At 67.3% G+C, this 23,368-nt stretch carries 22 protein-coding genes and 3 pseudogenes; 18 read left to right on the top strand and 7 right to left on the bottom strand.

The genetic code is table 11. From position 1 onward, the window contains the following. Positions 1 to 700: 700 nt before the first annotated feature. The 13 genes and pseudogenes from ACIWVC_RS27775 to ACIWVC_RS27715 form a co-directional block, all read left to right on the top strand. Positions 701 to 1,189 carry an ATP-binding protein gene (locus tag ACIWVC_RS27775; protein WP_396452175.1) on the top strand — a complete coding sequence of 163 codons (489 nt, stop codon included), beginning with the start codon at positions 701 to 703 and terminating at the stop codon, positions 1,187 to 1,189. After that, on the top strand, positions 1,176 to 1,859 hold the full coding sequence (locus ACIWVC_RS27770) for a hypothetical protein (RefSeq protein ID WP_396452177.1): 684 nt from the start codon (positions 1,176 to 1,178) through the stop codon (positions 1,857 to 1,859). The genes ACIWVC_RS27775 and ACIWVC_RS27770 overlap by 14 nt, the downstream gene beginning before the upstream one ends. A 213-nt stretch (positions 1,860 to 2,072) precedes the next feature. Beyond that, positions 2,073 to 2,642: a hypothetical protein gene (locus ACIWVC_RS27765; protein ID WP_396454780.1), complete on the top strand. Its 570-nt coding sequence runs from the start codon at positions 2,073 to 2,075 to the stop codon at positions 2,640 to 2,642. Positions 2,643 to 2,650: 8 nt separating this feature from the next. Next, positions 2,651 to 3,349 carry an SAF domain-containing protein gene (locus tag ACIWVC_RS27760; RefSeq protein WP_396452180.1) on the top strand — a complete coding sequence of 233 codons (699 nt, stop codon included), beginning with the start codon at positions 2,651 to 2,653 and terminating at the stop codon, positions 3,347 to 3,349. A 143-nt stretch (positions 3,350 to 3,492) separates the two neighbouring features. Next, positions 3,493 to 4,164, top strand: coding sequence for a hypothetical protein (locus ACIWVC_RS27755; RefSeq protein ID WP_396452181.1), 672 nt, complete (start codon positions 3,493 to 3,495; stop codon positions 4,162 to 4,164). Further along, a complete protein-coding gene (locus ACIWVC_RS27750) occupies positions 4,161 to 5,519 on the top strand; it encodes a CpaF family protein (RefSeq protein ID WP_396452183.1) in 1,359 nt (452 codons plus the stop codon). Before ACIWVC_RS27755 ends, ACIWVC_RS27750 begins: the two co-directional genes overlap by 4 nt. Next, on the top strand, positions 5,516 to 6,400 hold the full coding sequence (locus ACIWVC_RS27745; protein WP_396452185.1) for a type II secretion system F family protein: 885 nt from the start codon (positions 5,516 to 5,518) through the stop codon (positions 6,398 to 6,400). The genes ACIWVC_RS27750 and ACIWVC_RS27745 overlap by 4 nt, the downstream gene beginning before the upstream one ends. Continuing rightward, positions 6,397 to 7,293 carry a type II secretion system F family protein gene (locus ACIWVC_RS27740; RefSeq protein WP_396452187.1) on the top strand — a complete coding sequence of 299 codons (897 nt, stop codon included), beginning with the start codon at positions 6,397 to 6,399 and terminating at the stop codon, positions 7,291 to 7,293. Before ACIWVC_RS27745 ends, ACIWVC_RS27740 begins: the two co-directional genes overlap by 4 nt. A 288-nt stretch (positions 7,294 to 7,581) precedes the next feature. Continuing rightward, the gene (locus tag ACIWVC_RS27735) at positions 7,582 to 7,917 is read left to right on the top strand and encodes a pilus assembly protein (RefSeq protein WP_396452188.1); all 336 of its coding nucleotides are present in this window, start codon (positions 7,582 to 7,584) and stop codon (positions 7,915 to 7,917) included. Beyond that, complete coding sequence (locus ACIWVC_RS27730) at positions 7,914 to 8,351, top strand: TadE/TadG family type IV pilus assembly protein (protein ID WP_132045471.1); 438 nt, start codon at positions 7,914 to 7,916, stop codon at positions 8,349 to 8,351. Before ACIWVC_RS27735 ends, ACIWVC_RS27730 begins: the two co-directional genes overlap by 4 nt. Continuing rightward, positions 8,348 to 8,812, top strand: a complete 465-nt coding sequence (locus ACIWVC_RS27725; RefSeq protein ID WP_396452189.1) for a pilus assembly protein TadG-related protein — start codon at positions 8,348 to 8,350, stop codon at positions 8,810 to 8,812. Before ACIWVC_RS27730 ends, ACIWVC_RS27725 begins: the two co-directional genes overlap by 4 nt. Then, positions 8,809 to 11,520, top strand: coding sequence for a BTAD domain-containing putative transcriptional regulator (locus tag ACIWVC_RS27720; RefSeq protein ID WP_396452191.1), 2,712 nt, complete (start codon positions 8,809 to 8,811; stop codon positions 11,518 to 11,520). The genes ACIWVC_RS27725 and ACIWVC_RS27720 overlap by 4 nt, the downstream gene beginning before the upstream one ends. Positions 11,521 to 11,587: 67 nt before the next feature. Continuing rightward, positions 11,588 to 11,725: pseudogene (locus ACIWVC_RS27715) on the top strand (transposase); the annotation flags it as partial. 152 nt (positions 11,726 to 11,877) lie between these two features. Here the strand turns inward: ACIWVC_RS27715 and ACIWVC_RS27710 are convergent. The 3 genes from ACIWVC_RS27710 to ACIWVC_RS27700 form a co-directional block, all read right to left on the bottom strand. Then, positions 11,878 to 12,771 carry a hypothetical protein gene (locus ACIWVC_RS27710; RefSeq protein ID WP_396452193.1) on the bottom strand — a complete coding sequence of 298 codons (894 nt, stop codon included), beginning with the start codon at positions 12,769 to 12,771 and terminating at the stop codon, positions 11,878 to 11,880. A 5-nt stretch (positions 12,772 to 12,776) separates the two neighbouring features. Next, on the bottom strand, positions 12,777 to 13,607 hold the full coding sequence (locus ACIWVC_RS27705) for a hypothetical protein (RefSeq protein WP_396452195.1): 831 nt from the start codon (positions 13,605 to 13,607) through the stop codon (positions 12,777 to 12,779). A gap of 145 nt (positions 13,608 to 13,752) precedes the next feature. Beyond that, a complete protein-coding gene (locus ACIWVC_RS27700) occupies positions 13,753 to 14,349 on the bottom strand; it encodes a TetR family transcriptional regulator (protein ID WP_131982208.1) in 597 nt (198 codons plus the stop codon). Between the two features lie 122 nt (positions 14,350 to 14,471). On the opposite strand from ACIWVC_RS27700, the gene ACIWVC_RS27695 reads away from it, so the two are divergent. The 4 genes from ACIWVC_RS27695 (at position 14,472) to ACIWVC_RS27680 (ending at position 17,617) form a co-directional block, all read left to right on the top strand. Then, positions 14,472 to 15,149 (top strand): DUF6230 family protein, encoded by a 678-nt coding sequence (locus ACIWVC_RS27695; protein ID WP_165966890.1) that lies wholly within the window; start codon positions 14,472 to 14,474, stop codon positions 15,147 to 15,149. After that, a complete protein-coding gene (locus ACIWVC_RS27690; RefSeq protein WP_396454779.1) occupies positions 15,140 to 15,637 on the top strand; it encodes a DUF6114 domain-containing protein in 498 nt (165 codons plus the stop codon). The genes ACIWVC_RS27695 and ACIWVC_RS27690 overlap by 10 nt, the downstream gene beginning before the upstream one ends. 334 nt (positions 15,638 to 15,971) lie before the next feature. After that, positions 15,972 to 16,370, top strand: coding sequence for a hypothetical protein (locus ACIWVC_RS27685; protein ID WP_165966889.1), 399 nt, complete (start codon positions 15,972 to 15,974; stop codon positions 16,368 to 16,370). Continuing rightward, positions 16,367 to 17,617 (top strand): cytochrome P450, encoded by a 1,251-nt coding sequence (locus ACIWVC_RS27680; protein ID WP_396454778.1) that lies wholly within the window; start codon positions 16,367 to 16,369, stop codon positions 17,615 to 17,617. The genes ACIWVC_RS27685 and ACIWVC_RS27680 overlap by 4 nt, the downstream gene beginning before the upstream one ends. Before the next feature lie 165 nt (positions 17,618 to 17,782). Here ACIWVC_RS27680 and ACIWVC_RS27675 read toward each other — a convergent pair. Next, positions 17,783 to 18,106: pseudogene (locus tag ACIWVC_RS27675) on the bottom strand (transposase); the annotation flags it as partial. Positions 18,107 to 18,739: 633 nt separating this feature from the next. Between ACIWVC_RS27675 and ltrA the strand changes: the two are divergent. Next, positions 18,740 to 20,077, top strand: a pseudogene (ltrA, locus tag ACIWVC_RS27670) (group II intron reverse transcriptase/maturase); the annotation flags it as partial. A gap of 352 nt (positions 20,078 to 20,429) precedes the next feature. Here the strand turns inward: ltrA and ACIWVC_RS27665 are convergent. The 3 genes from ACIWVC_RS27665 to ACIWVC_RS27655 form a co-directional block, all read right to left on the bottom strand. Next, positions 20,430 to 21,734: an IS256 family transposase gene (locus ACIWVC_RS27665; protein WP_396454777.1), complete on the bottom strand. Its 1,305-nt coding sequence runs from the start codon at positions 21,732 to 21,734 to the stop codon at positions 20,430 to 20,432. Between the two features lie 275 nt (positions 21,735 to 22,009). After that, positions 22,010 to 22,192, bottom strand: coding sequence for a recombinase family protein (locus tag ACIWVC_RS27660; protein WP_396454781.1), 183 nt, complete (start codon positions 22,190 to 22,192; stop codon positions 22,010 to 22,012). A 92-nt stretch (positions 22,193 to 22,284) separates the two neighbouring features. Beyond that, positions 22,285 to 22,491 (bottom strand): hypothetical protein, encoded by a 207-nt coding sequence (locus tag ACIWVC_RS27655; protein WP_396454776.1) that lies wholly within the window; start codon positions 22,489 to 22,491, stop codon positions 22,285 to 22,287. Positions 22,492 to 23,368: the final 877 nt, after the last annotated feature.

The raw sequence follows: 23,368 nt of genomic DNA, 5'->3' as shown, positions 1-23,368 counted from the left end.
CTGGAACCCCACCAGCTGAAGCCAATCCGGGCGATCAGAGGCGGATCACCCCACGGCGCAAACCGGCACCAGGTGCTGACCCGCCGAAGCCGTCACTTCTATTCCGAGCCGGGACGCCGCTTCGCCGTCGCAGGGTGTTTGACACTCCGTGATTGACTTACTACTCTACGTGACGCCTCTTCACTTATAAGTGAAGAGGCGTCCTGGAGGCGACGGCACCACGGGGGAGATACGCCAATGGACCAGTCCGCTCACTTGCGAAGCGACTCAGAAGGGCAAGCCACTAACGCCGGTCACATCGACACGCCGAGAACGTACGCCGGACTCCAGCGCGGGGTGAGTTGGATCAGGAACGCCGGACCGTCCTCCACCATGGCGACAGCACGCATCGCCAGATGCCGACTACGCGCCGACAACCAGTTCCGGCCGATCTGACCCGGGTCCCACTCACTCGGTACTGAGAAGCCAGGTTCAGGTAGCTCCCGGGGACGCAAGGCAGCAGTCCGAACTCGGGACCTTGGCTCCAAGGATTGCGAGCGGGGTCGGGACTCGGCGAACGGACGCGGCGCCCATGCGCGAGGAACACCCGCTTCAATCCCGCGTCCCCGGGCAATCCCCTATCCACATTTCCATTCAATCCGTTATTTGTGCCGTGGATGACCATTCAGTACGTACGACAGCCCCGAGAAATGTGATCATTATGACTGCAACGCTGAGCGTACATGCCAAGACTCGCCACTACCCGGCCCAGCCGGTGATCGTCGCCATGGCCCGTGATCAAGTAATCACAACCCTACGTAGATGGCACCTTCCAGTATCACTGGACGACGCCGAATTAACTATCAGCGAATTGGCGACTAATGCCGTTCGGACGTCGAGGCCAACCGATCGGATCAGTATCCACCTGCGTCAGAAGGGTCTCGGGCTGCTGATCGGCGTCTGGGACGCCTCCGCGTCGATGCCGACGGTCGCCACGATCGGTGACCTGACCCTGGAAGACATCGTTCCCGATCCTCAAGCCCTTGAGCACGAGAACGACCGAACGGGCGGTTGGGGCCTTCCACTGGTCCATGCGATTGCTGGGGCGCTCCAGGTGGAGCGGACCTTCTCACCGAAAGGCAAGTGGGTAATCGCGCTACTCCCCGCCATATCCATTGGGATGGAGGGTGACCGCCATGGTGCTGCCTGAGAGTTTGTCCAAGCTGGCATTCCGAGCAACAACGCCACAACACCGCGCCGCAGACTCAGCCAGACGACATGCGCACGCGCGCGAATCTCACAACGATCAATCGCCTGCGGAGTTCGACTCAGCCGGGCACCAGCGGACACCAGCCAAGCTCACACCCCGCCATCGGCTATTGCTGGTAGTCGCCATGCTGGCATTGGTGGGCTGCACCGACAAGGCAAGTACCTCTCCGCTGCCAACAGCAGCCAGCTCACCTCGGACCTCCACCACGCCACAGTCCGACACCGAGGCGATCAAGCGCTCTTACATCGCGTTCATCAGAACCCTCGATCGCGCCGACTCATTGCCGGCGAGTAGCCGCCGGAAACAACTCTCGATCTACATGACCGACCCTCAGCTATCTCAGGTGATGAACCGGATCCAAGAAATGAAGCGTGACAACGTCACCTCGTACGGAAGCGTGATCCCGCACGTACAGCGCATCGAAGTAAACGGCAATGACGCAACGCTCCACGACTGCCAGGACTCCAGCAACGCCGGGAACATGAACACACTCACCAGGAAGAAGATCGACCGCGGTCTCAACAAGGAGACCGTTACAGCCCAACTTCTGAAAGGTTCAGACGGACGGTGGCGTGTTACAAAGACGGTCTCCCACGGTAAGGGGTGCTGACCATTGATCGCCGCAGTCGCACTCTTCCTGGGCGCGGCGGTGCCAATGACGGGCACAACCATGACGTCACTTCCCCAGGATCCGCTCCCACCGGTCAGCAATGGAAACATTCGCGGTTACTGGTTCGGAGCCAAGAAAGATGGAAAGCCTGGCGGTCCCACTGGGCAGTCAGGGAGACCTGCCGACGCAAGTTCCCCCGCAAAGGGGAATGAGGTGGACTCGATCGGCCCACACGACTGCAGGAGTGTGGGCGATGACGTTCAGGTTTGTCTTCCCACCGGCCCTGCGAAGAAGCGCTCTGGCAGGTCGCCCGCAGACCTGGCGATCATTAAATGGTCGCAACTGCCGATTCCTGCTCCGCGTGTGCGCACGGCTCCGCCGCGACACAAGACCGGCCTCGTGGGATTGCCCGAATGGTTCTGGGTGACGAACTGGCGATCGCTGAGCGGGCGGGCGTCGGCCGGCGAGGTGTGGGCAGAGGTGAACGCGGTCCCGCAGCGGCTGGTGATCAAGCCCGGTGACGAACGGCACGTCGTCGGTTGCCCGGGGCCGGGCACGGCATATGACCCGTCCAAGCCTGCGGCCGCGCAGCGCACGAACTGCTCGTACACCTACGCACGGTCGTCGGCGACCCAACCGGGTGGCAGTTATCGGGTCCGGGTGACGGTGACGTGGGGCGGCACGTGGCGGGGCTCGGACGGATCCGGCGGTGCGCTGCCGCCATTGACGCGATCGACGACATTCCGCCTGCGGGTGGCCGAGGCGCAGGGCCTTTACGGATGAGGAGTTCGATGAAATCCAGCGGCGGTACCCGGCCAAGGCCGGCGGTTCCGAAGATGACCGGTGGGCCGATGCCCGCGACGACAAAGCGGCTGGCGCGGCAGCGGCGCCCGGGATGGATCGTGGTCGGCGCGATGCTCGTGGCGTTCGCCGTCCTGGCGAATGTGCACCTGTTCCGTTCGGCCGGAGAACGAATGCCGGTGGTGCGGTTGGCACGCGATGTTCCGGTCGGGCAGAAGCTCGTCCAGGCCGACCTGAATGTGGTGCGGGTGGCGACGGAGTCCGAGGTGGCGACGGTCCCGCAGAGTCGACTGCGGGAGGTCGTCGGGCTGCGGGCCGCGGTGGGGTTGCGGAAGGGCACACTGCTCGCCTCCTCGCAACTGGCAGCGCAGCAGAATCCGCAGCCTGGGCAGGCGTTGGTGACGCTGCCGTTGAAGACCAGCGCCGTGCCGCCGGGTCTGGCTCCCGGCTGGCGCGTCCGCGTGGTGTTCACCACTGGCGAGCCGGCCTCTGTCGGCGGCTCGGTGCAAGGCAACGCCCGGCCGGGGCTGATGCGGGATGTAGCCGGGGTGGTGGACCAGGTGGAAGGCCCGGACACCGAAGGGACCGTGACGGTGTCGCTGATGGTGACTGAATCCGACAGCAGCACCGTGGCGCAGCAGGCGGCGGCCGGATTGGTCGTGCTCGTGGTGACCGAAAGGCGAGGGTGAGCGCGATGGGCTTGTGCTGCCTGATCTCTCCCGGAGGAGCTCCTGGGGTTTCCACCACGGCGCTCGGAATAGCGTTGCTGTGGCCCGGACGCGTCCTGCTAGCCGAGTGCGACCCAATGGGACGCCGGGTGCTCCCGGGGTTCATGGCCGACCGGATGCGCGAATCAGCCGGTCCTGGCCTGCTCGGGCTCGGGATGGCGGCCGAGGCCGAACAGGACGCGCAGCTGCCGCTAAAGGACTACTTGGTGCCGATCGTGGACGACGGGCGCGTGGAGCTGCTGCACGGTATCCGTGATCCCCGGCATGGGGCGCGGCTAGGGCCTCTCTGGCCTCGACTGGCCGACGCATTGACGGCCTGGGATGGCGACGTGATCGCCGACCTGGGGCAGGTCGGCGGCAAGAGCACCCCGGTGGAACTGCTGAAGGCCGCGGATGCGGTGGTCATGGTTCTCAAACCCACGTTGGCGCAGGTCGATGCTGCCAAGCCTCGGCTGGAGGCAGTTAGGAGCGTGGTGAATGAACACGCAGCCCTCGGGCTCTGCGTGATCAACGATGGCTCCTACAGCGCAACTGAACTCAGACGCGTACTGGAGGTTCCAGTTCTGGCCGAGCTTCCGTCCGCACCCGCCGATGCCCAGGTCTTGTCGGACGGCGCGCGACCCCGGCTGACCTTCAGGACTTCACTCCTGGTGCGGTGCCTGAAGATCCTAGGACGACGGCTTCACTCGGCCGTCACGGACTCAGCAGCACCGCCTACCGCACCGGAAGACGAGGCAACGCGGTCAGCGTCCGTAGCGGCAGGAGCTCACCAGTGACCGCGGCCGGCTGGAAGCCCGCTGAAGCAAGGACCTCGGCCCCGCTCTCGATTCCCGTCCAGCAAAGCGGCGAGGTGAACACGTGGGCAGCGATCCGTGAGGTGTCGGCGCGGCTCGTCGACGTTCTGGATGACGGGATCGACCGGCCGCAGGCCCGGCAGCTGATCGAGGCGCAAGTCCAGGTATGGGCGCACGAGCAGATGGCCGCTGGACGGGTTACCTCCGCATCCGAACAGCGGCGCGTGGCGCAGCAGGTGTTCGACCGGCGGTTCGGGCTGGGCGCACTGCAACCGTTTCTGGAGCGTTCCGATGTGGAGAACATCGTCGTCAACGGCTGCCAGCAGACCTGGATCAGCTACACCGACGGTTCCAAAGAGCCGGGCCCGCCGGTCGCCGAGACCGACAAGGACCTGATCGAGTGGGTCCAACTCCTGGCGCGGCGCGGCAACACGGGGCGCGAGTTCTCCCACGCCTCCCCGCTGCTGGACGTCGCTCTCAACGACGGCGTGCGGCTGGCCGTCGTCGGATGGGTATCGCGGCTCCCGCACCTTGCGATCCGGGTGCACCGTTTGGTCGACATCGCTTTGCGGCAGCTCACTGACCTCGGCACCCTCACACCGCCGCTTGAGCAGTTCCTCCGAGCCGCGATCGCCGCGCGCCGGAACATCATTGTGTGCGGCGAGGTCAACACCGGCAAGACCACGCTCGTGCGGGCCCTGGCCGGTGAGATCCCTCCCCAGGAGCGGGTCATCACCCTGGAAAGCGACTTCGAGCTGTTTCTGGACGATCCCCGCCTTGCACACCGGCACCACGACGTGGTCGCCCTCGAAGCACGTCAGGCCAACTCCGAGGGCACCGGTGAAGTGCGGTTGCAGGATCTGGTGCCGGCATGCCTGCGGCTGAACCCTGACCGGGTCATCGTCGGTGAGGCCCGGCACGGGGAGCTCGCACCGATGCTGGAAGTGATGTACTCGGGCGCACGTGGCTCGATGTGCACCTTGCACGTTCATCGTCCAGAGCACGTCTTCAGCCGCGTCGTGCAACTCGGCCGTCGCGCGGACCTCGGCCTGGGCGCGGACGACGTGCATCTTATGTTCGGCCTGGCCGAGCCACTGATCGTCTACCTGGAACGCGATCAGGCCACCAACGATCGGTACGTATCCCAGGTGATGGAGATCGGTCCGCCTGCGGACTCCGCCGAACCGACCCGCAACTTCATCTTCACCCCTGGCCCCGACGGTCGCGCCATGCCGGAAGACGGGCACATCAGCCCCCGGCTGATGGAGGAACTTCATAAACACGGCTTCGACCCTGGGGTTCTGGCACCCGCGCCCGGAGACGGAGGTTGGGCATGACGGCATTGTCGGCCGTATTCGCGGGCGTGTGCGCCGCCGGAGGCGTCGTCCTGGTGGCCGGAATCCGGGGCACCGAGATCGGTGAGCGGGACGGCCGCCCACCGTCCCGGCTGCGGAGCGTGGTGCAGTCACGGGCATGGCGGGAGCGCCGCAACCGGGTCCTCGGCGCCATGGGCGGCGGTCTGGCGGTGCTGTTGCTGTCCGGGTGGCCTGTGGCGGCGCTGGCGGCGGGGGCAGGGGCGTACGCGCTGCCACCGATGCTCACGGGGCGCGTGCCGCAGCGGCGCATCGCGCGGCTCGAGGCGCTTGCGCAGTGGTCCCGGCGGTTGGCGGAGATGATCGGCGCAAGCCGTGGCTTGGAGCAGGCCCTGGCCGACAGCGCCCGCGTCGCCCCCGCCGCGGTCAGCGAGTCCGTGGGCCGACTGGCCGGACGGTTGAACAACCACGCCAACACCGATCAGGCGCTACGGGCGTTCGCCGACGAGTTGGACGATCCGATCGGCGACCTGATCGCGTGCGCCCTGCTCCTGGCTGCCAGCCGCCGCGGCCCAGGCACTCGCGAGGCGTTGAGTTCGCTGTCCGACGCGGTCGAGCACGAGGTGATCGTCCGCCGGGAGGTCGAGGCCGAACGGGCCGGGCTGCGCACGACTTTGCTCGTGATCGTCACCTCGGTCGGGGTGCTGAGCGTGCTGTTCGCGTCATCACAGACTCTCGCCGACCCCTACGACACCCCTCTCGGGCAAGCCGTGCTTGCCGTCGTCGCAGCCATCTATGCGGCCGGCCTGTGCTGGATGCATCGCCTCGCCGTCCTGTCGACCGGCGCCCGTTTCCTGCGCACCACCAGCTCGGTGGCCGGTGTCGAAGCGGGGGTAGGCCGGTGACCGCGATCGCCGTTCTCGCCGGGTGCATGGTCGCCGCCGGACTCATTCTGCTCGTCCGCGAGTTGTGGCCCGGACCGCCGCGTTTGGAAGCCGCGCTGGCTCGCATCCAGCCGGTGCCGTTCCCGTCCGCCGAGGTCCGTGACGACTCCGCACCGCTGGCAGAGCGAGTCGGGCGATGGCTGGCCGAACGGGTCGGGCGTCCAGTTGGGCTGCTCGCCAACCCACGCACGGATCTGGCCTTGCTTGGCCGACCGGTCGAGCGATTCATGCTGGACAAGCTGGCTTTGTTCCTCGCAGGTCTCGCCGTGCCGTCGCTGCTGACCGTCCTCGTCGGAGTGGCTGGGAGTTCGCTGCCTTGGACGTTTCCGGTCCTAGCCGGGCTGGTGCTGGCGGCGGTGCTGTCCCTCGTCCCGGACTGCAACGTACGCGCCAAGGCCCGGCAGCGTCGCCGCGAGTTCCGTTACGCCTTCACCTCCTACCTGCAGCTGGTCGTCCTGGAGCGCCAGGCCGGTGCCGCTCTGAACGCCGCGCTGGAGAACCCCGCGAAGGTCACCGATGGCTGGCCGTTCCAACGCATCCACCAAGCGCTGTCCCGGGCGCGGCACGCTCAGCAGCAGCCCTGGCGCGCACTCGCCGACCTCGGTGCAGACATCGACGTCCGGGATTTGACCGACCTGGCCCATACGGCCGAGATCGCTGGAAGCGAGGGCGCCAAAATGCATGACGTCCTCGTCGCGAAGATCTCCTCGATGCGGCATGAGGCATCAGCCGCCGCACGCGCGGAGGCCAACGCGCGCACGACTGCGATGTGGGTGCCGACGTCCCTGCTCATGCTCGGTTTCGTCATCCTGATCGGCTTCCCGTTCTTCTCCAAGCTCCTGGCATCCGGCTAACGCACAACGAATTCGGGGGATCATGAACACGCTTAACGCCGTAGCAACGCGCGCCATAACCGCCGTAATAAACCGCCTCGCAGACCTCGACTCGGACCGCGACCGAGGCTCGGGTGTGGTGGAGACGATCATTATCGTTGCCGGGTTCGCCGGGCTGGCCTTCACCGTCTACCTCGCGGTCGCCGGCAAGGTGAACGGCTGGATCAACAAGATCCCCGGTTCCACCGGCCCATGACGCGCCCACTCGCAGTTGGACAAGGGGACCGGGGCTCGACGACCGTCACCGCCGTGATCGTGTTCCCGGCTGTCGGAGTGCTTTTCCTGGTCCTGGCACAGACGGTGATGGTCTCGGTAGCCCGGGACGTAGCCCTGTCTGCGGCCGAGGAGGGGCTCCGTGTGGCGCGGGCCAGGGAGGGCGGAGCGGCCCAAGGCCGCTCCGCGGCGCTGGAGTTCGCACGCGCCGAGCCCATCCTGCGATCTCCGAGTGTCGCGCTGTCGGGGACGACGACCATCGCCGTCCAGGTGTCGGGGAGCGCGCCGTCGATCCTGCCCGGCCTTGATTTCGCCGTCACCCGCACCGTCCGTGGCCCGCGCGAGCGGTTCACCATGCCGGACCAGCCATGAGCGCGGACCGCAACTCGGCTTCTACCAACGATGCGGGCAATGCGGCAGTTGAGGTGGCCATACTCGCGCCGCTGTTCATCGCGTTCCTGGCAGGGCTTCTCGTGGTGATGCGCATACAGCACGGCAGCGCCATCGTCGCCCAGGCTGCTGCTGACGCCGCCCGGCACGCCTCGATCGCTCGCACCGCCACCCAAGCCCGCGCCGAGGCGACCTCCAGCGCGATGACCACACTGCGTGACCGAGGCTTGCACTGCACGCCGACGGTCCGCCTCGACCTATCCGGTTTCCAGCGCCCGGTCGGGCAGCCAGCAACGGTCTCCGCACGCGTTACGTGTGTCATCCAGCTCACCGATGTGGCGCTACCCGGCATGCCGGGATCACGAGTCGTCACCAAGGCTCACCGTTCACCGATCGACCCGTATCGAGGGCGATGACGCTCATGACGTCAGAGAAAGCGAGACCTACGAAGAGCCGCCGTCATCGTAAGGACGAGGGCAGCATCAGCATCTTCGCCGTCATTCTCACCCTGGTCGTGGTGGTGTTCTTCGGTGCCGTCGTCGACTTCGAGCAGAAGCTCGAAGCGCGCCAGGACGCCAACACCGCTGCCCAGGAAGCCGCCCGCGCCGGCGCCGGTCATGTCGATCTCGATCGTGCCTACGCCGACGGCGAGTTCACTGTCGACCGGCGAGCTGGGCTCCGGGCCGCTCGCGCCTACCTAGCAGCCGGTGGCTACACCGGGACGGTGACCTCATCCGGTGCCCACTCCATCCGAGTCCACGTCACCATCACCCGGCCCGCTCTGTTCCTGTCCGTCATCGGCATCGAGCACCTGCGAGCTGATGGCACCGCCACTGCGAACCTGACAACAGGAGTGCGAGGACCTCGCCAACCATGAATCGCTTCGCACACACTCGGACGGTCGACGTCCTGCGGGGACTGGGTGCCCTGCTTGTATTCGCCATTTTCTTGGGCGGCGTCCCGATCGGCCTGTACGCCGTGGCCGGCTGGCCCATTCCGAGGGTCCTTCCGTCCGGTGAGCAGATCATGGCTGCGTTGATGCGTCCCGACACCGACCAGCACCTGTTCCTGGTAGCCATCCGAACGCTCGGCTGGGCAGCCTGGGCATCGTTCGCCGCCTCCACCTGCGTCGAAACGCTCAGCCGCTTGGCGGGGAAGGTCACGCCGTACCCACCTCGTCCCGTCCTGCCTTTGCAGACCCTGGCCCGGAACCTTGTCGCTACCGCCACTCTCGCTTTCGGAGTCACCGCACCCCTGACCGCGCCCGCCTCTGCCGCCGTCCATGTCACTGCGGACGCCCACTCGCATGCGCCTGAACAGCCATTGTCCGGTCACGACACATCACCCACTGAGAGCACGGAGTGGGAGCCGTTGCTCGGTGACAAGGCCCCGAAGCCGAAGCGGCAAGGTTGGCAAACGCGCATCGTCCACCGGGGCGACACCCTGTGGAGCCTGGCCCGCCGCACTTACGGCTCCGGGCACCTCTACCCCAAGATATTCAAGGCCAGCCGCGATCTCGCCCAGCCCAAAGGGCTTCCGCGTATCACCGATCCTGATGAGCTCCGCCCGGGTCAGCGTGTGCGGCTTCCCCGTCCGCGGAAGACCCCCGATTCGTCCTCACCTGCTCGGGAAAGTCCGCCCGGCGCCGGACGGCACTCGGCACTTGCCGAGCAGGAAACCGGTGAACAGCAGAAAGCTCCGCGGCCAGGGCGGGCCGCACCGTCACGAATACCGGACCCGGTCGTAGCGCCGCCACAAACTCCGCCGCCCACCAGTGCGCCATCGTCGCCCCAACAGACGATGGACGAAGTTCATCCCGCGGCGAGCTTCACCCTGCCCTCTGGTTCCTATATCGGTCTCGGCCTGGCCTCCGCGCTCAGCGTCGCTGTCGCCGCCACCCGACTGCACCGACGCCGACGGCGTCTTCTCGTTGAACCGTCCGTGCAGGGCACCGAAGCCACCGAGCCGCCGCCAGCCGCCGCAGTGGTCAGTGCCCGCAAGAAGCACCTCGACAGCTCATACGTCAAGGCCGGCACACCCCCTCCATCTGACGTCGAACTCGTTGCCCTAGGCAACGCCGCAGCGGCACCTGACCACGTCAACATCGGTACGCGCGATGGGGCCCTCATCGCTCTGCCAGTGGCCGGGCTTAGCCTCGGCCTATCCGGCGACGATGTCCAAGCAGTTGCACGGGCCATCGCCACAGAGTTCCTCGCTAAAGCCGGCCGCGACCGCGCCGAACTGCTCATCACTCAGCCGGACGCCGAAGCGCTCTTCTCCGTCGACGCGCTCACAGACGTCCCCGGGCTGACCGTCACACCGGACTTGGGAACGGCCATCGGCCAACTCGAAGCCGAGGTTCTCCGCCGGGCCCGTCTCTTGAACGCTGCCGACCAGCCCGACCTCCCTGCGCTACGCGCCGCGGACCCCGCAGAGCCGCTTCCCACCGTCCTGCTGGTCGCGTCCGTCCCCGAACAGGCCAACGCGACCGTGCAAGCCATCACCCAACTCGGAAGCAGGCACGGAATCGGCGCCCTCTTCCTCGACGCCTCCTCAGCCCGCACGAGTCTGCGTCTCAAGGACGTCGTCGTCACCCATGCGGAAGGAGTTCATGCCGAGAACCTCACCGGGGCGGACCTCTTCCACCTGACCGTCGAGGACGCGGTCGGGATGCTTCTCACCCTTCGCAGCGCCACCGGCGCGGCCGCTCCAGCCGAGGGCGCCCACCCGCCAGGTCCACCCGTGAATGCCGAACCCGCACCGGAAGGTACGCACGACGGTTCCACTCTCGCTACACCGCCCCGCCCGACCCTCGGAAACGAACCGCCTCCCATCCGCCTACAGCTACTGGGACCAGTCCGGCTCCACACCAGCGACGGCCCCATCCACAGCGGACTCCGCCGCAGCGCGCGGGCCCTGCTCGCCTACCTCGCGTTGCATCCAACCGGGATCACACGCGACCAAGGCTGCGGCGCCCTTTGGCCCGACCACGAACCCGAAACCGCGACCACGTTGTTCAACACCGCTATCGCCAACATCCGGAAGGTTCTGCGCAAGACCACAAGCCTTCGCGAACCGATGTACATCATCCACAGCACCGGCCGCTACAGCATCGACACGGACCTCATCGACGTCGACCTATGGCACCTCAACTCTGCCCTCACCGATGCTCGGAAGGCTGCTACCGATCCCGAACGAATCGCTGCACTCAGCCCCATCCCCGACCTCTACATCGCCGAATTTGCCAGCGACCTCAATCACGAATGGGCCGACAACCACCGCGAGTACCTAAACCGCACCGTCATCGACGCCCTCGCCCGCCTAGCCCGGCTCCTCCAAGACGACCACCCTGACCAAGCCCTTGCCATTCTCGAAGACGCCATCACCCACGCCCCGTACGCTGAGCCCCTGTACCAGTCGGTCATGCGACTCCAGAGCCGGCTCGGGCACCCAGACGCCGTCCAACGCACATTCAGTCTGCTCACCGCGCGCCTCGCCGACCTCGACACCGAACCCGACGACCAAACCCACGAGCTAATGGCGAATTTGCTTATGGCTCCACCGAAGCAACACCCTGCGCGTTGACTCCAGTCAAGCCCATAGGGCACACATCGAAGCAGAACACCCAAGCGGTTATGCCTGAGCCGTAACCATGAATGGTCTCCGAGACGCCCTGGGCATCCGGGCGGGCGATGGCGGTGAAGGGACCAAGTACTGGCTGCACGTGTTCACCGGGCGGAAGAACCGCGGTCTGGATGATGTCCCCGTGCTTGACTGCGACGTGCTGAAGGGACGTCCGACGCGGTGGGGGTACTCCGCCCTGCGGCGCAACGCCGCCCACCAAGAAGCTCGGGCAAGATCAATAAGACGCGGCACACCATGTTCGCCGGGACACCGGCCGTGGCCTCCGCCCACACGACGTCGGCTTCGGCCGCTCGCCCTTCACGGTTGTCCCTCGTTGCCAAGCCTTTCGATAATTCCTGTGTCGATGGGTCTGGTGGCCAGGGTCGCGGGCCGGGGTTGTAGTCCGGCGCGGCGGTCACGGGCGGCTTGGGCTGCGGTGGGGTGGCGTTTGATCAGGTGAGCTGCGCCGGGTGTGGTCAGCAAGGCCCAGGAGGCCAGGACGGTTGAGGTCAGCGCGAGTAGGTACGCGTCCTCCTGCAGCTCGGCGGGCGTGTTGGTGTCCGGGTGTGCGTTCGGGGCGGTGTCGGGATTCGCGTCCGGCTGAAGGGTTATGGTCGTGGCGACCTCGGGGTAACCGAGAGGGCCGAACTCCTGAAGGACGAGCTTGGCCTTCTGGCGCGTGATGCCGAACTGGGTGATGTCGTTGCAGACAGTGAGGCGGTGGTCGGGCCACCAGGCCAGCCATGTCCCTTGCGGGATGGGGCCCCAGTGGCAGGCGATCAGCGGTATGCCGACGCTGTCGTAGCCGATACCGCTGGCCCAGCGCAGAAGGCCGGTCCGGGCGGGTGGAGTGGCGACTGGTGTCCATGCCCGATGGGTACCCGGGGCGACGCCGTTGGGTGTGTAGTCGACCATGGCGGCGCCGAGGGTTACGGCGGCGGTGGTGGCCGCCTCGTCGAGGCCGTACAGGTGCGCGTGGGTAAATCGTGCGGCTTCGTCGGCGGCCAGTGCTTTGGGCTGCTGCCGGGCGGGGAGCGCGGCGACGGTCGGCGGGACGACGTCGAGTTGCCCGCCGGACTGTTGGACTCGGGTCCACAGCGTCGTGGCGTGGCGAACGAGGAAGCGGTGGGTCGCGCGGCGAAGGTGGAACAGGTACTCGATCCGAGCGGTCCGGCTGGGGAAAGCGAACGGGTCGACGTCCAGCGGGTCCATCGGGGTCACGACGTGGGCCCTCCGGTCTCTCCGAAGGTGATCTCAGCCCAGACGGGTCGGTGGTCGGAGAGGTGGTCTCCGCCGGTCTCGACGCCGTATCCGGTGATCCACGCGGCGGGCAGGTTGGTGTGGATCCGGTCGCACCTGAACGCGAGAGAGTCTTCGCGGTGGTGGCCCACGGTAGGGGTCCGGTCGCCCAGCAGCGCCCCCACGTCCAGCAGCCCCGCCGCCGCGAGCGCTTGGGCGGGACGGGTGTCGAGCTTGTCGGCCTTGACCGGGTCGATCCCCGATACCTCCAGGTCGTCGGTCAGGGAGATGGCGTTGCAGTCGGCCACATAGATCGCATCCTGCTTGCGGTGGACGGTGATCATTTCGGCCTCGGCCAACCGCGCCGTGGGGGCGCTGGGGGCCGAGTGGCCGACCAGGAACTGCACTGGCCGGGGATGTCCCTTGATCCGGAGGGTGACGTTGGCGAGGCCGTGGACGAACGGCGGGCCGGTGAGGTACGTGACGTCATCGACGGTGAGGTGGTCGCCGACACGGACGAAGGCGGCCAGGTCGCAGCCGTAGAAGTTCGACGGGCCCAGGAATTTCCAGTCCATCCCGAGTTCGGCGGCCACGGCTTCGGCGGTGCGGGGCGATCGCGCTCCCCAGGTGGCTTCCTGAAGGCCGAGCAGGTCGCAGTCGAGCCGCTTGATTAGGGCGAGCTGCTGTTGGAGTCGAGCATCGTCGTTGATGCCGCCTTCGTCGTCGAGGCCGCCCTCGATTCTTTCTGCGATCTGTGTGTCCGGTCGATGCGATGTCGTGTTGGCGCGGGAGGTCCGTGCGGCACTCACCCTCCGGCCGGTTGATCAGCTTCAGCCACCGCCGCCACGGTCCGGTCTCCGGATCAGTCACGCTAAGCAGCGCACGCCACCGCCGACCCGGTCGAGATCGGCTGTTTGTTGTGCACCGGCCGCAGGGTCGGGGTGGTTGGGGGTTTTAGGGGAGGCCGAGGCCTCGGGTGGCCAGGCGGGTGAGCCGGGTGACGGTGGTGCCGGTGTCGTCCAGGGGTTGCAGGAGGTGGCTGACGGTGAGGCGGACCAGTGCGTCGGCGGTCGCGGCGATGTCTTCGTCGTCCAGGCCGGGGGCGCGGGCGGTGATGTGCTGGCTGAGGACCTGGCCGGCCAGTGCGATGAGGGGCTGGGAGTCGGTGGTGACCAGGGGCAGGAGGGTGGTGCCGCCGCGGTCGCCGGACAGGATCGTGCGTAGCAGCGGGTTGGTGGCGCCCTGGTCGAGGGTGTAGCGGACGGCGGCCTCGATCGCGGAAGCGACGTCGTCGTGCGCGGCGACGTGTGCGGCGACGCCGTCGATGAAGCGTTCGGCTTCGCGGATGAGCAGGGCTTGGCCGATCTGGTCCTTGGAGGAGAACTCTTTGTAGAGGGTTTGGCGGCTGACGCCGACGGCCGCGGCGACCGCGGTCATGGTGACCGCCGACCAGCCCTGGTCGGTCATCAGGGCGAACGCGGCGTCCAGGGCGTCGCTGCGGAGTTGGTGGCGCACGCGGGTCTGGAAGTCGGCCGGGACGTGAGTGTTCACGCCGCCGACAGTAACAAGCCGGGTGTCCAGTGGCCGGACACCCCTCGACCCCCGCCGAGGACATTCCAATCAATGATGTGCGTGGCATTGACAAGTCGTGGCTGATTGTCAAAGGTGGCGGGGTGAGATTCATCGACCGGCTGTGGCGGCGCCACCACGCTCCGCTGGAGACCCCGCGCGTCAGCAGTCCCGCCGCCGCTGCGGGGCGGACCCGGTGGAGGAGGTTCGCCGCGGTCCTGGTTCCGGTCCTGGGTGTGGTCGCGGTGATGGTCGTCGGGGTGCTGCGCGGCGCGCTACCGGTATCGGCCGGGTTGAAGGGCAAGACCAACATCAAACTGACCATCCAGCGGCTGTCCACCAACGCCGGCGGGTCCTTCCCCCGGTTCTTCCAGACCCGCGACGGCGACCGGCGCACCGTGGTCGCCCTGGCGCTGCGCGACACCTGGGCCGAGGGCATCTGCGCCTCCGGGAAGGTCTCCAGCCCGCTGGGCTCGCGGGTGCTGCGCATCACCACTCAACCCGGGCAGCGGCTCCAGCTCGATGAACTCCAGCTGGCCCTGGAGTCCATCGATGACGTCGAGGTCGTCGGGGGCGGCATCGCCCTGGGCCGCGGCGGCACCACCCCCGTCAAGGGCCTGGGCGACATCCCCGTCCAGACCGGCCCGCCCGGCACCCTGCCCATCACCGGCACCAACCTCAAACTGCGCATCCACGGCCAGGTCCGCTGGGTCACCGCCAGCGGACTCAAACTCGCCGGGATCGACATGACCATGGGAGGCGACGTCAAAGAATGCTTCTGAACGCCGCGACCCCGCTCACCGGCCGCCTGCGCACCCACTTGCGGCGCTGGCGGTCCTGGCGCCGCACCCGGCCCTTCTGGGGCGGCCTGCTCACCACCACCGGCGGCGCGGCCATCCTGCTGCTGCCCGCCGACCTGTACACCGTGCTGTCGCTGCCCGGCACCGCGGGCCTGGCCGGGTTCCTGCTCGGCGGCATCATCACCACCACCGGCCTGCTGCTGTGGTACCAGCCCCGCCACCACACCCTGCTCAGCGTCATCATCCTCCTGGCCGCCCTGGCTTCCTTCCTCTACACCAACTTCGGCGGCTTCCTGATCGGCATGCTCCTCGCCCTCACCGGCGGCTCCCTCGCCTTCGCCTGGACCCCCGCCACCGAACCCGCCACCGAACCCGCCACCGGAGACGCCACCCGGCCTTCCACCGGAGACGCCGAGCCGCCCTCCGGTGAGCCTTCCACCCCGCAGCCGCACCACCCGCACACCCCATAGACCCCTGGTCCCGGCGGAGGCGCCCGCCGGGACCAGGTTCACACCACACAGCCCGCCAGGCCCCGCAGACGAACCCGGGGGGGCAGACCGAACCCGGGGGCAGATCGAACCGGGGGCGAACACGCCCGCGACGCGGTTCTGACCGGTACCCCTTGTAGCCGGGGGTGTGCCCCGGCATCCAGCCGCGCGACTGTACGGCTTGCCGGGGTGCTCACACACCGATGACCGCAACAACCCCGGTGTCCGCAAACCCCGGGCAATGGACTGGTTGACAGTCAGAACAGTTGTGTTCTCTTCATTGACATAGAGGGCTTGAGTGTCAAATGGTGGGGGTATGGATGGGATACAGAGTCTGGTCTGGCGCGAACCGCTTCCCCCATCAGATCCACCCCACGCACCCCGATCACTGGCATGGAGGGCGGTCGGCGGCGAGGTCTGGGCGCTGGCCGTGCTGCCCGGCGGCCCGGCCGACCAACCGCAGCCCGGCGCGGTGATGAGCGCGTGCGCGGGGACGCTCATGCACCTGGGGTCGCTGATCGAAGCGCCGCTGCGGCTGCGGGGCATCTGGCTGACCTGGACGCAGTGTCCGGCCGCGGGCCTGCCCTATCTGCTGGTGGCGCGGCTGGCCTCCGTGGAGGCCGGACAGAGCTGGGCACGGCTCACCGCGACCGGCCCGGCGGGGGACTGCGTCTGGGAGGCCATCGGCCAATTCGACGACGGGACCCCCTCATGACATCCCCGAACGGCACGGCCCTGGGCACGGCGACCAGCGATCCGGCCGCCGAGCAGCTGTTCTTCGAGATCTTCCTGACCCCCCGCGACGACCCCTACCCGGCCTACCGGCGGCTGCGCGAGACCGCGCCGGTACTGCTCACCGGTGACGGCACCCTGGTGCTGACCCGGTTCGCCGATTGCGACGCGGCGCTGCGGCACCGCTCGTTCGGCAAGGGCAACGAACTGGCAGGATTCGGACTGCCCGGCGGCGCCGGCGAACAACAGCGCCAGGCCCAAGGGCGGCTCGGGCACAGCATGCTGTTCGCCAACCCGCCCGAACACACCCGGCTGCGCCGCTCGGTCGGATCGGTGTTCACCACCCGGCACATCCAGGACCTGCGGGCCTCCATCGAAGACCGCACCCGCAAACACCTCGGCCAACTCGCCCGCCGGTCCGGCGGCGACTTCGTCGACACCCTCGCCCTGCCGCTGCCGGTCAACGTGATCGCCGACCTGCTCGGCGTCCCCGAAGCCGACCGGATGGTCTTCACCCCGAAAGTCCGCCAGATGGTCGCACTCCTGGAACCCGCCGCCGCCCCCGAGGCCATCACCGCCGCCGCCGCGGCCGAAGCCGACCTCGTCGCCTACTTCACCGACCTCCTCGCCGCCAAACGAGCCGACCCGCACGAAGACCTGCTGTCGCGGATGGCCACCGCACCCGAGCAGACACGCCTGTCGCAACAGGAAATGATCTCCACGTCGCTGCTGCTGTTCGGCGCCGGGTTCGAGACCACCACCAACCTGCTCAGCAACACCCTGCACGCCCTCCTGAACCACCCCGACCAGCAAGCCGCCCTGCGCGCCGACCCCGCCCTCATCCCTACAGCGGTCGAGGAGTTCCTGCGCTACGACTCACCCGTCCAGGTCGACGCCCGCACCGTCCTGCACGACACCGACTTCGCCGGCACCCACCTCAAAGCCGGGCAGGTCATCGTGATGCTCCTCGGAGCGGCCAACCACGACCCCGACCTCGTCGCACAACCCGACACCCTCGACGTCACCCGCCCCGAACCCGCCCACCTGTCCTTCGCCTCCGGCATCCACTTCTGCCTCGGCGCACACCTGGCCCGCCTGGAAACCCAGATCGTCCTGGAACACCTCCTCAGCCCCGCCTACGTCGCCATCACCCGGCCGACGCAACCCCAACGACGCCCCGGCATCGCCCTGCGCGGCCTGGCCCACCTACCCCTCACCCTCCACTCTTGACCCGGGCCGCGCCCTCCCCAACCCCGCAGCCATCCCCGGCCCTGCCTGTCCAAAAGCCAGCAACCTGCTCACCATCCGCGCCAAGGCCGACTGGCCCACCGTCTCCAGCATGAGGTTGTAACTTCAGGTGTGGAAAGTCCTTGCAGGTAGAAGGCGATGTTGGCTTTACCTGATGCGTCCTGGATAGGCCTCGGCGAGTTCGTTGAGTGCTTCGCGCCATCCGGCGGCGCGTTGTCCTTCGACGAGGCGTGCGGGCTGGAAGGCGTGTTTGTCGCCGTTGTGGCGTTTGGCGGCGCGTTCGCGGGCGCGTTTGTCCTCGATGTTGATGATGGCCAGCCACAGCAGCTTGACCACGGCGTCGTCGGTGGGGAAGTGCCCGCGTGCTTTGGTGACTTTGCGGAGCTGGTAGTTCAGTGACTCGATCCCGTTGGTGGTGTAGAGCAGCCGGCGGACCGGGCGGGTGAAGGCGAAGAAGGGCGTGAACCGGTCCGTGCGACGCGAAGTCGCTCGATGTAAGTGGACTGCCTGAGGAGGGTGGTTGATGGCCATGGTGTAGTCCCAGGTCCGTGCTCGATGACCTGTCCCCGCTCTGGCGTGCGTCGTGGGTGACCGCGGGGTGCGAAGCCCAGGGTTCAAGCCCAAGCGGGCCTTGCTCCATCCAGGGGCCGCAGGTGAGGGGAAGATCGGGCGGGTGAACGCAAGTGAACCCTCGTTGACGCCTCGTCATCGTGTGGTCCCGCAGGATGGGTCGCTTGAGCGGGATTTTAAGAGGGCTGGCCGCTGTGAAGCGGCAGGCGCTGGCCGTGGGGACCGACGCTGCCAGGTCGAGCACCGCCGTCCCGGGGTGGAGAGGGCGCCCTATCCGATCTGCTTGCACGAGCGGAACGCGACAACCCCGTTGAAGTCCAGGCGCATGTGCTCTGGTGGGCCGACCGTGAGGAAGGCCGATCCTTCAGCGGGCGAAGGATGACCCGAGAAGCAAATGCCGGCGGCCGAAAGGCGGCGGGAAACCGGGACGAACGGCGGCTCCTCCGCCGCCGTCTTGGATAACTGGCCGGATACCAGGTGTTCCTGGGCCCGAAAGGGAGCTGACGCGGGTCTGGTGAACCTGTGGAGTGGCTGATGCCGACAACGTCGGAACCGACGGACAAGTTGGACGCCAGAACTCGGCTCGCCGACGGCGGCCGAGAGATGGTGAACGGACCTGAGGACGAACTTCTGGACTGGTCCCAGATCGATTGGGATTCAGCCGAGAAGCAAGTACGGCGGTTGCGGCAGCGGATCTTCACGGCGTCGCGGGCTGGGGACCTGAAGAAGGTCCGCAACCTGCAGAAGCTGATGCTCCGGTCCCGGTCCAACACGCTGGTGAGCGTGCGCCGGGTGACGGAGGTCAATGCTGGCCGCAAGACCGCCGGGGTCGATGGGAAGACCGCGCTGCTCGCGCCGCAGAAGGCCGAACTGGCCGCCTGGGTGCAAGAGCGCGCGTCGTCTTGGCGGGCCCGCCCGGTCAAGCGGGTGTTCATCCCCAAGGCCATGGGGAAGCTGCGGCCGCTCGGGATACCGGTGATGGCCGACCGGGCGCTTCAAGCCTGCGTCGCGGGCGCGCTGGAACCCGAGTGGGAGGCACGGTTCGAGGCGAGATCCTATGGGTTCCGTCCGGGCCGTGGCTGCCATGACGCGATCGAGGCGATCTACTCCGTCTGCAAGGGCGCTCGCGCCAAACGGGTGTGGATCCTGGACGCGGACTTGGCGGCGGCGTTCGACCGCATCGATCATCACCATGTTCTCGGCATGCTGGGCACCTTCCCCGCCAGGGGTCTGGTCCGGCAGTGGCTGAAGGCCGGGGTGGTCGATCGCGGACGGTTCGCTCCGACCGAGGAGGGCGTCCCGCAAGGCGGGGTGATCTCTCCGTTGCTGCTGAACGTGGCCCTGCACGGGATGGAAGAGGCCGCCGGAGTCCGTTATCTGACCGGCTCTCACGCCGGTCAGGGTCACACCGCACCGGGCTCGCCGGTGCTGATCAGATACGCCGACGATCTAGTGGCGCTCTGCCACTCGCAGGCAGAGGCCGAACAGGTCAAGGCGCGGCTGACCCAGTGGCTGACGCCCCGGGGACTGGCCTTCAACGAGGACAAGACGCGCGTCGTCCACCTCGCCGAGGGCTTTGATTTCCTGGGGTTCAACGTCCGCCGCTATCCCAACGGCAAGCTGCTGATCAAACCGAGCACGGCGGCGGTGCGGCGGATCCGGGAACGGCTGCGCACCGAGATGAGAGGGCTGAGGGGATCGAACGCCCGAGCGGTCATCGCCAAACTCAACCCGATCATCCGCGGCTGGGCCGCCTATTACCGGACGGTGGTGTCCAAGAAAATCTTCGTTGCCTTGGACGCCCATGTGTGGTGGCTCGCCTTCAAATGGGGCGTTCGCACTCACCGGAACAAGCCGAAAAGCTGGGTCACCGCCCGGTACTTCGGAAAGTTCAATCCGGCCAGGCAGGACCGATGGGTGTTCGGGGACCGCGACAGCGGAACCTATCTCACCAAATTCGCCTGGACAAAGATCGTCCGGCACCAGATGGTCGACGGGTTCGCCTCACCCGATGATCCCGACCTGACCTATTACTGGTCCCGGCGGCGCAGCAAACAGCACCACCCCCCGCTGAACAAGGACCGCAGGCGGCTGCTCTCGCGTCAGCAAGGCCGCTGCCCGCTCTGCGGGAACCTGCTGCTGCCCGGCGGCCGACAACCACAACACCCCGACGAGTGGGAGCGGTGGATCACCGCAACCCGCAACGCAGTACGCGCGAGAACACTCACGCTGCAAGCGGGACCGGCCGGACCAGACGATCGAACCGCACTGTTCCTCGTCCACGCCGACTGCGCCAGGCACCACGCTCGGCAACGTCGCCCAGCACTTCCGCCCGCACGCGACACCTCTGGGTTTGCTTGAGCCGTGTGCCGTGACAAGCGGCACGCACGGTTCTGAGGGGGCTCCGGCGCAGCAATGCGCCGGAGCTACCCGCCCATGCGTCCTCGAACACCCGCACGCTCTGGGGATACTTGCGGCCCAGGTCGGTGTCGGCGAACGCGGCGAGGGCGTCCAGTGCGGCGTCGGCGTCCACGGCGGTGTAGACCTTCTTCAGTTCCTTGGCCACCGCGCCGGCGTCACGGCGGGCGACCGGCCGCAGCGCGTTGCGGATGAGGTGGACCACGCAGGTCTGCACCACGGTGCCGGGGAACGCGCCGCCGATGGCGTCCTCGAAGCCCTTCAGCCCGTCGCAGCAGGCGATGAGGATGTCGCGGACGCCGCGGTTGCGCAGGTCGGTCATCACCTGCCCCCAGAACCGCGCCCCTTCGGCGGCGGTCGCGCTCTCGGGCGGGGTCCGCGCCAGCCAGATCCCCAGCACGTGCTTCTCCCCGTCGGCGTCGATCCCGACCGCGACGTAGGCGGGCTTGTTGGTCACCACGTGGTTGTCGCGCACCTTGACCACCAGGGCGTCCAGGAACACCACGGCGTAGACGGGGTCCAGCGGCCGGGTCTGCCAGACCTTGACCTCCTCCATCACCTGGTCGGTGATCCGCGAGACCTGCTCGTGCGACAACTCGGTGCCGTACACCTGCTTGAGGTGGTGCAGGATGTCACGCACGCTCATACCGTGCGCATACAGGCTGATGATCATGTCGTCCAGGCCGCCGGCGACCCGTCCCGCCCGCTTGGGCACGAGCACCGGCTCGAACGTGCCCGCCCGGTCTCGCGGCACCGACAGCCGGACCGGCCCGACCCCGGTCTGCACCGTCTTGCCCTTGCCCCGCCCGTTGCGCGAGTTCCCCGAGTTGTTCCCGACCTGGTCGTGCTTGCCATAGCCCAAGTGCGCGGTCAACTCGGCCTCCAGCGCCCGCTCGAGCACGGCCTTGACCAACTGCCCCAGCATCGAGTCCTCACCGGTCAGCCGTAGCTGCCCCGCCTCGTCCTTCGAGCGCTCCAGCAGCACGTCCAGTACCTCATCGCCCAGCAGCTGGCGGACCGGCACATCCCGGTTCCCGCCCGGCATCGGCACCATTCCGCCGACACCGGCCCTGGCCTGGGCGACACTCTCATTCCCCTCGATCACGCTCATGGCTTCGAATCCCCCCGAATTCGATGGATGATCTTCCTGTCGATCATCTACCCCACCAAGATCATTTCCACGCTAGGAGAGATACCCCCGCGGACGAACTCGCCAGCACACATGGCTACTGGTGCGCCATTAGCCTCGTGGAGTCCACCAGGGTCGGTGGACTCCACGGAGGTGATCGCGATCCATCTGGCACACGACATGAAACAGTCCAGGCTGTGTGCCACCCCTATCATCTCGCGCTGGGCGACTGCAGACGCCGTGGGTTTGCAGCTGGGTCAATGCGTCCGCATCATCTCTTCACGTACTTCCTGCGCGAAGCGTGTAGCGAGCAAGCGGTCAACGCTCGAGTGATGCCAACGCGGCCTCCCCATGGGGGTCGGGACAGACTCGGCGTTGAGCCGCGTCGCGATGGCCCGAATGCTGAGTCCGTCCTCGCGCAGCGTGAGTACGTAGACCATCAACTCACGCGTGCAGCACGGCGGACGCCCGGGCGGACGACGCATGCCTGGCTCGCGCTGTTTACTAGCCTGGCCAGTCGTATTGGTCATCGTCACCGCCGCCACCGACGCCGGAACAGGTCCAGCAGATCACGGAACACCCGATACCGGATGTTCGCGTTGTCAGGCTCGGCGCGCAACACAGCAACCAGCGCCAACCCGAGATAGATGATGAGTGCGGTGATTACAGCCGCCGCGAACTTTGCGATCCAGTCGGCCGCAGGTCCGAACTCCGCAAGCACGCGGAGAATTACCTCCATGAACAACGCTCCCTCGCTTGCGGCGGGGAGCTGGTGCTAGTGGATGACTAGTGCGCCCCCGCCGATGGTTGATATCGATTGCGAGAGGTGTGAGCGTGTGCGGGCTCAGCTCGACGGCCGTACCGCCGGCACGCAGCGAGTAGTTGCAAGAACACTTGCATGGCGGACGACTGGCGAGCTGGAAAGGCGAGCTGGCGGAGGTGGCGCAGGCAGCTAGCCAACAGGACCATCCGGATGAAGTTCGCGAGCTCCCGCAAGTGTTCGGAGAGTTGGTCACGCGTGAAGCGCCATACAACCGGGGGAAGCGATATCCGTGCCGCTGGTGCGCCGGTTGGGACCGGCACGGGCGCTGGGCTGTCGTACAGGAACTCCGACGTGACCCTCAGGACGACGCTTGCCTGCTCGACGACGGTACCGCGCTGCGGCCAGCTTCCCGGGGCCGCCCTTACGTGTCCGGCATAAAGGTCGGGCAGCCACACTGAGCCGTGGAGGTTGACTCGCGGCCCGCAGTCCCACGTCGCTGGACCGAGAGGTCTCGACCACTCGTCTGTCTCACACTCCAGAAGTGCCCGAAGGATTGTGATAGCCCGACGCACCTTGCTTCCACCCGTTGGCACCACGAACTGCGCGGACACATGGGCTTCATGCGCATCTGCCGCCCCAGCCAGGGGAGTCGTATCGAGGAAGACGCGCGTGTCAGTGATGGCTCTCGGCACCCCCCGCAGGTCCTTCGGCTCCCAGCACGTCCAATTCAGGTCGGACCGGGGCCAGGCAACGTCGTTCATCTTCACCTCCCTCGCGGGGTGCAGCCTCGCCGACTCCGACAGTACGCCGTGCGGTGGGGCGTCCTAGTAATTCGCGTAGGAAAGCGCACGCG

Origin of the sequence: Actinomadura sp. (assembly GCF_044508335.1) — a bacterium.
Classification (GTDB): Bacteria; Actinomycetota; Actinomycetes; order Streptosporangiales; family Streptosporangiaceae; genus Spirillospora.
Note: the sequence above shows the minus strand (reverse complement) of the source record. Positions and strands in the feature narration are given on the sequence as shown.

Bases quoted from the DNA above. Each gene is read 5' to 3' on its own strand.
- ACIWVC_RS27720 (WP_396452191.1), top strand. From the start codon at position 8,809: ATGAATCGCTTCGCACACACTCGGACGGTCGACGTCCTGCGGGGACTG.
- ACIWVC_RS27690 (WP_396454779.1), top strand. From the start codon at position 15,140: ATGCTTCTGAACGCCGCGACCCCGCTCACCGGCCGCCTGCGCACCCAC.
- ACIWVC_RS27745 (WP_396452185.1), top strand. From the start codon at position 5,516: ATGACGGCATTGTCGGCCGTATTCGCGGGCGTGTGCGCCGCCGGAGGC.
- ACIWVC_RS27770 (WP_396452177.1), top strand. From the start codon at position 1,176: ATGGTGCTGCCTGAGAGTTTGTCCAAGCTGGCATTCCGAGCAACAACG.
- ACIWVC_RS27730 (WP_132045471.1), top strand. From the start codon at position 7,914: ATGAGCGCGGACCGCAACTCGGCTTCTACCAACGATGCGGGCAATGCG.
- ACIWVC_RS27710 (WP_396452193.1), bottom strand. From the start codon at position 12,771: ATGGACCCGCTGGACGTCGACCCGTTCGCTTTCCCCAGCCGGACCGCT.
- ACIWVC_RS27755 (WP_396452181.1), top strand. From the start codon at position 3,493: ATGGCCGACCGGATGCGCGAATCAGCCGGTCCTGGCCTGCTCGGGCTC.
- ACIWVC_RS27725 (WP_396452189.1), top strand. From the start codon at position 8,348: ATGACGCTCATGACGTCAGAGAAAGCGAGACCTACGAAGAGCCGCCGT.
- ACIWVC_RS27680 (WP_396454778.1), top strand. From the start codon at position 16,367: ATGACATCCCCGAACGGCACGGCCCTGGGCACGGCGACCAGCGATCCG.
- ACIWVC_RS27655 (WP_396454776.1), bottom strand. From the start codon at position 22,491: ATGGAGGTAATTCTCCGCGTGCTTGCGGAGTTCGGACCTGCGGCCGAC.
- ACIWVC_RS27775 (WP_396452175.1), top strand. From the start codon at position 701: ATGACTGCAACGCTGAGCGTACATGCCAAGACTCGCCACTACCCGGCC.
- ACIWVC_RS27660 (WP_396454781.1), bottom strand. From the start codon at position 22,192: ATGGTCTACGTACTCACGCTGCGCGAGGACGGACTCAGCATTCGGGCC.
- ACIWVC_RS27760 (WP_396452180.1), top strand. From the start codon at position 2,651: ATGAAATCCAGCGGCGGTACCCGGCCAAGGCCGGCGGTTCCGAAGATG.
- ACIWVC_RS27685 (WP_165966889.1), top strand. From the start codon at position 15,972: ATGGATGGGATACAGAGTCTGGTCTGGCGCGAACCGCTTCCCCCATCA.
- ACIWVC_RS27665 (WP_396454777.1), bottom strand. From the start codon at position 21,734: ATGAGCGTGATCGAGGGGAATGAGAGTGTCGCCCAGGCCAGGGCCGGT.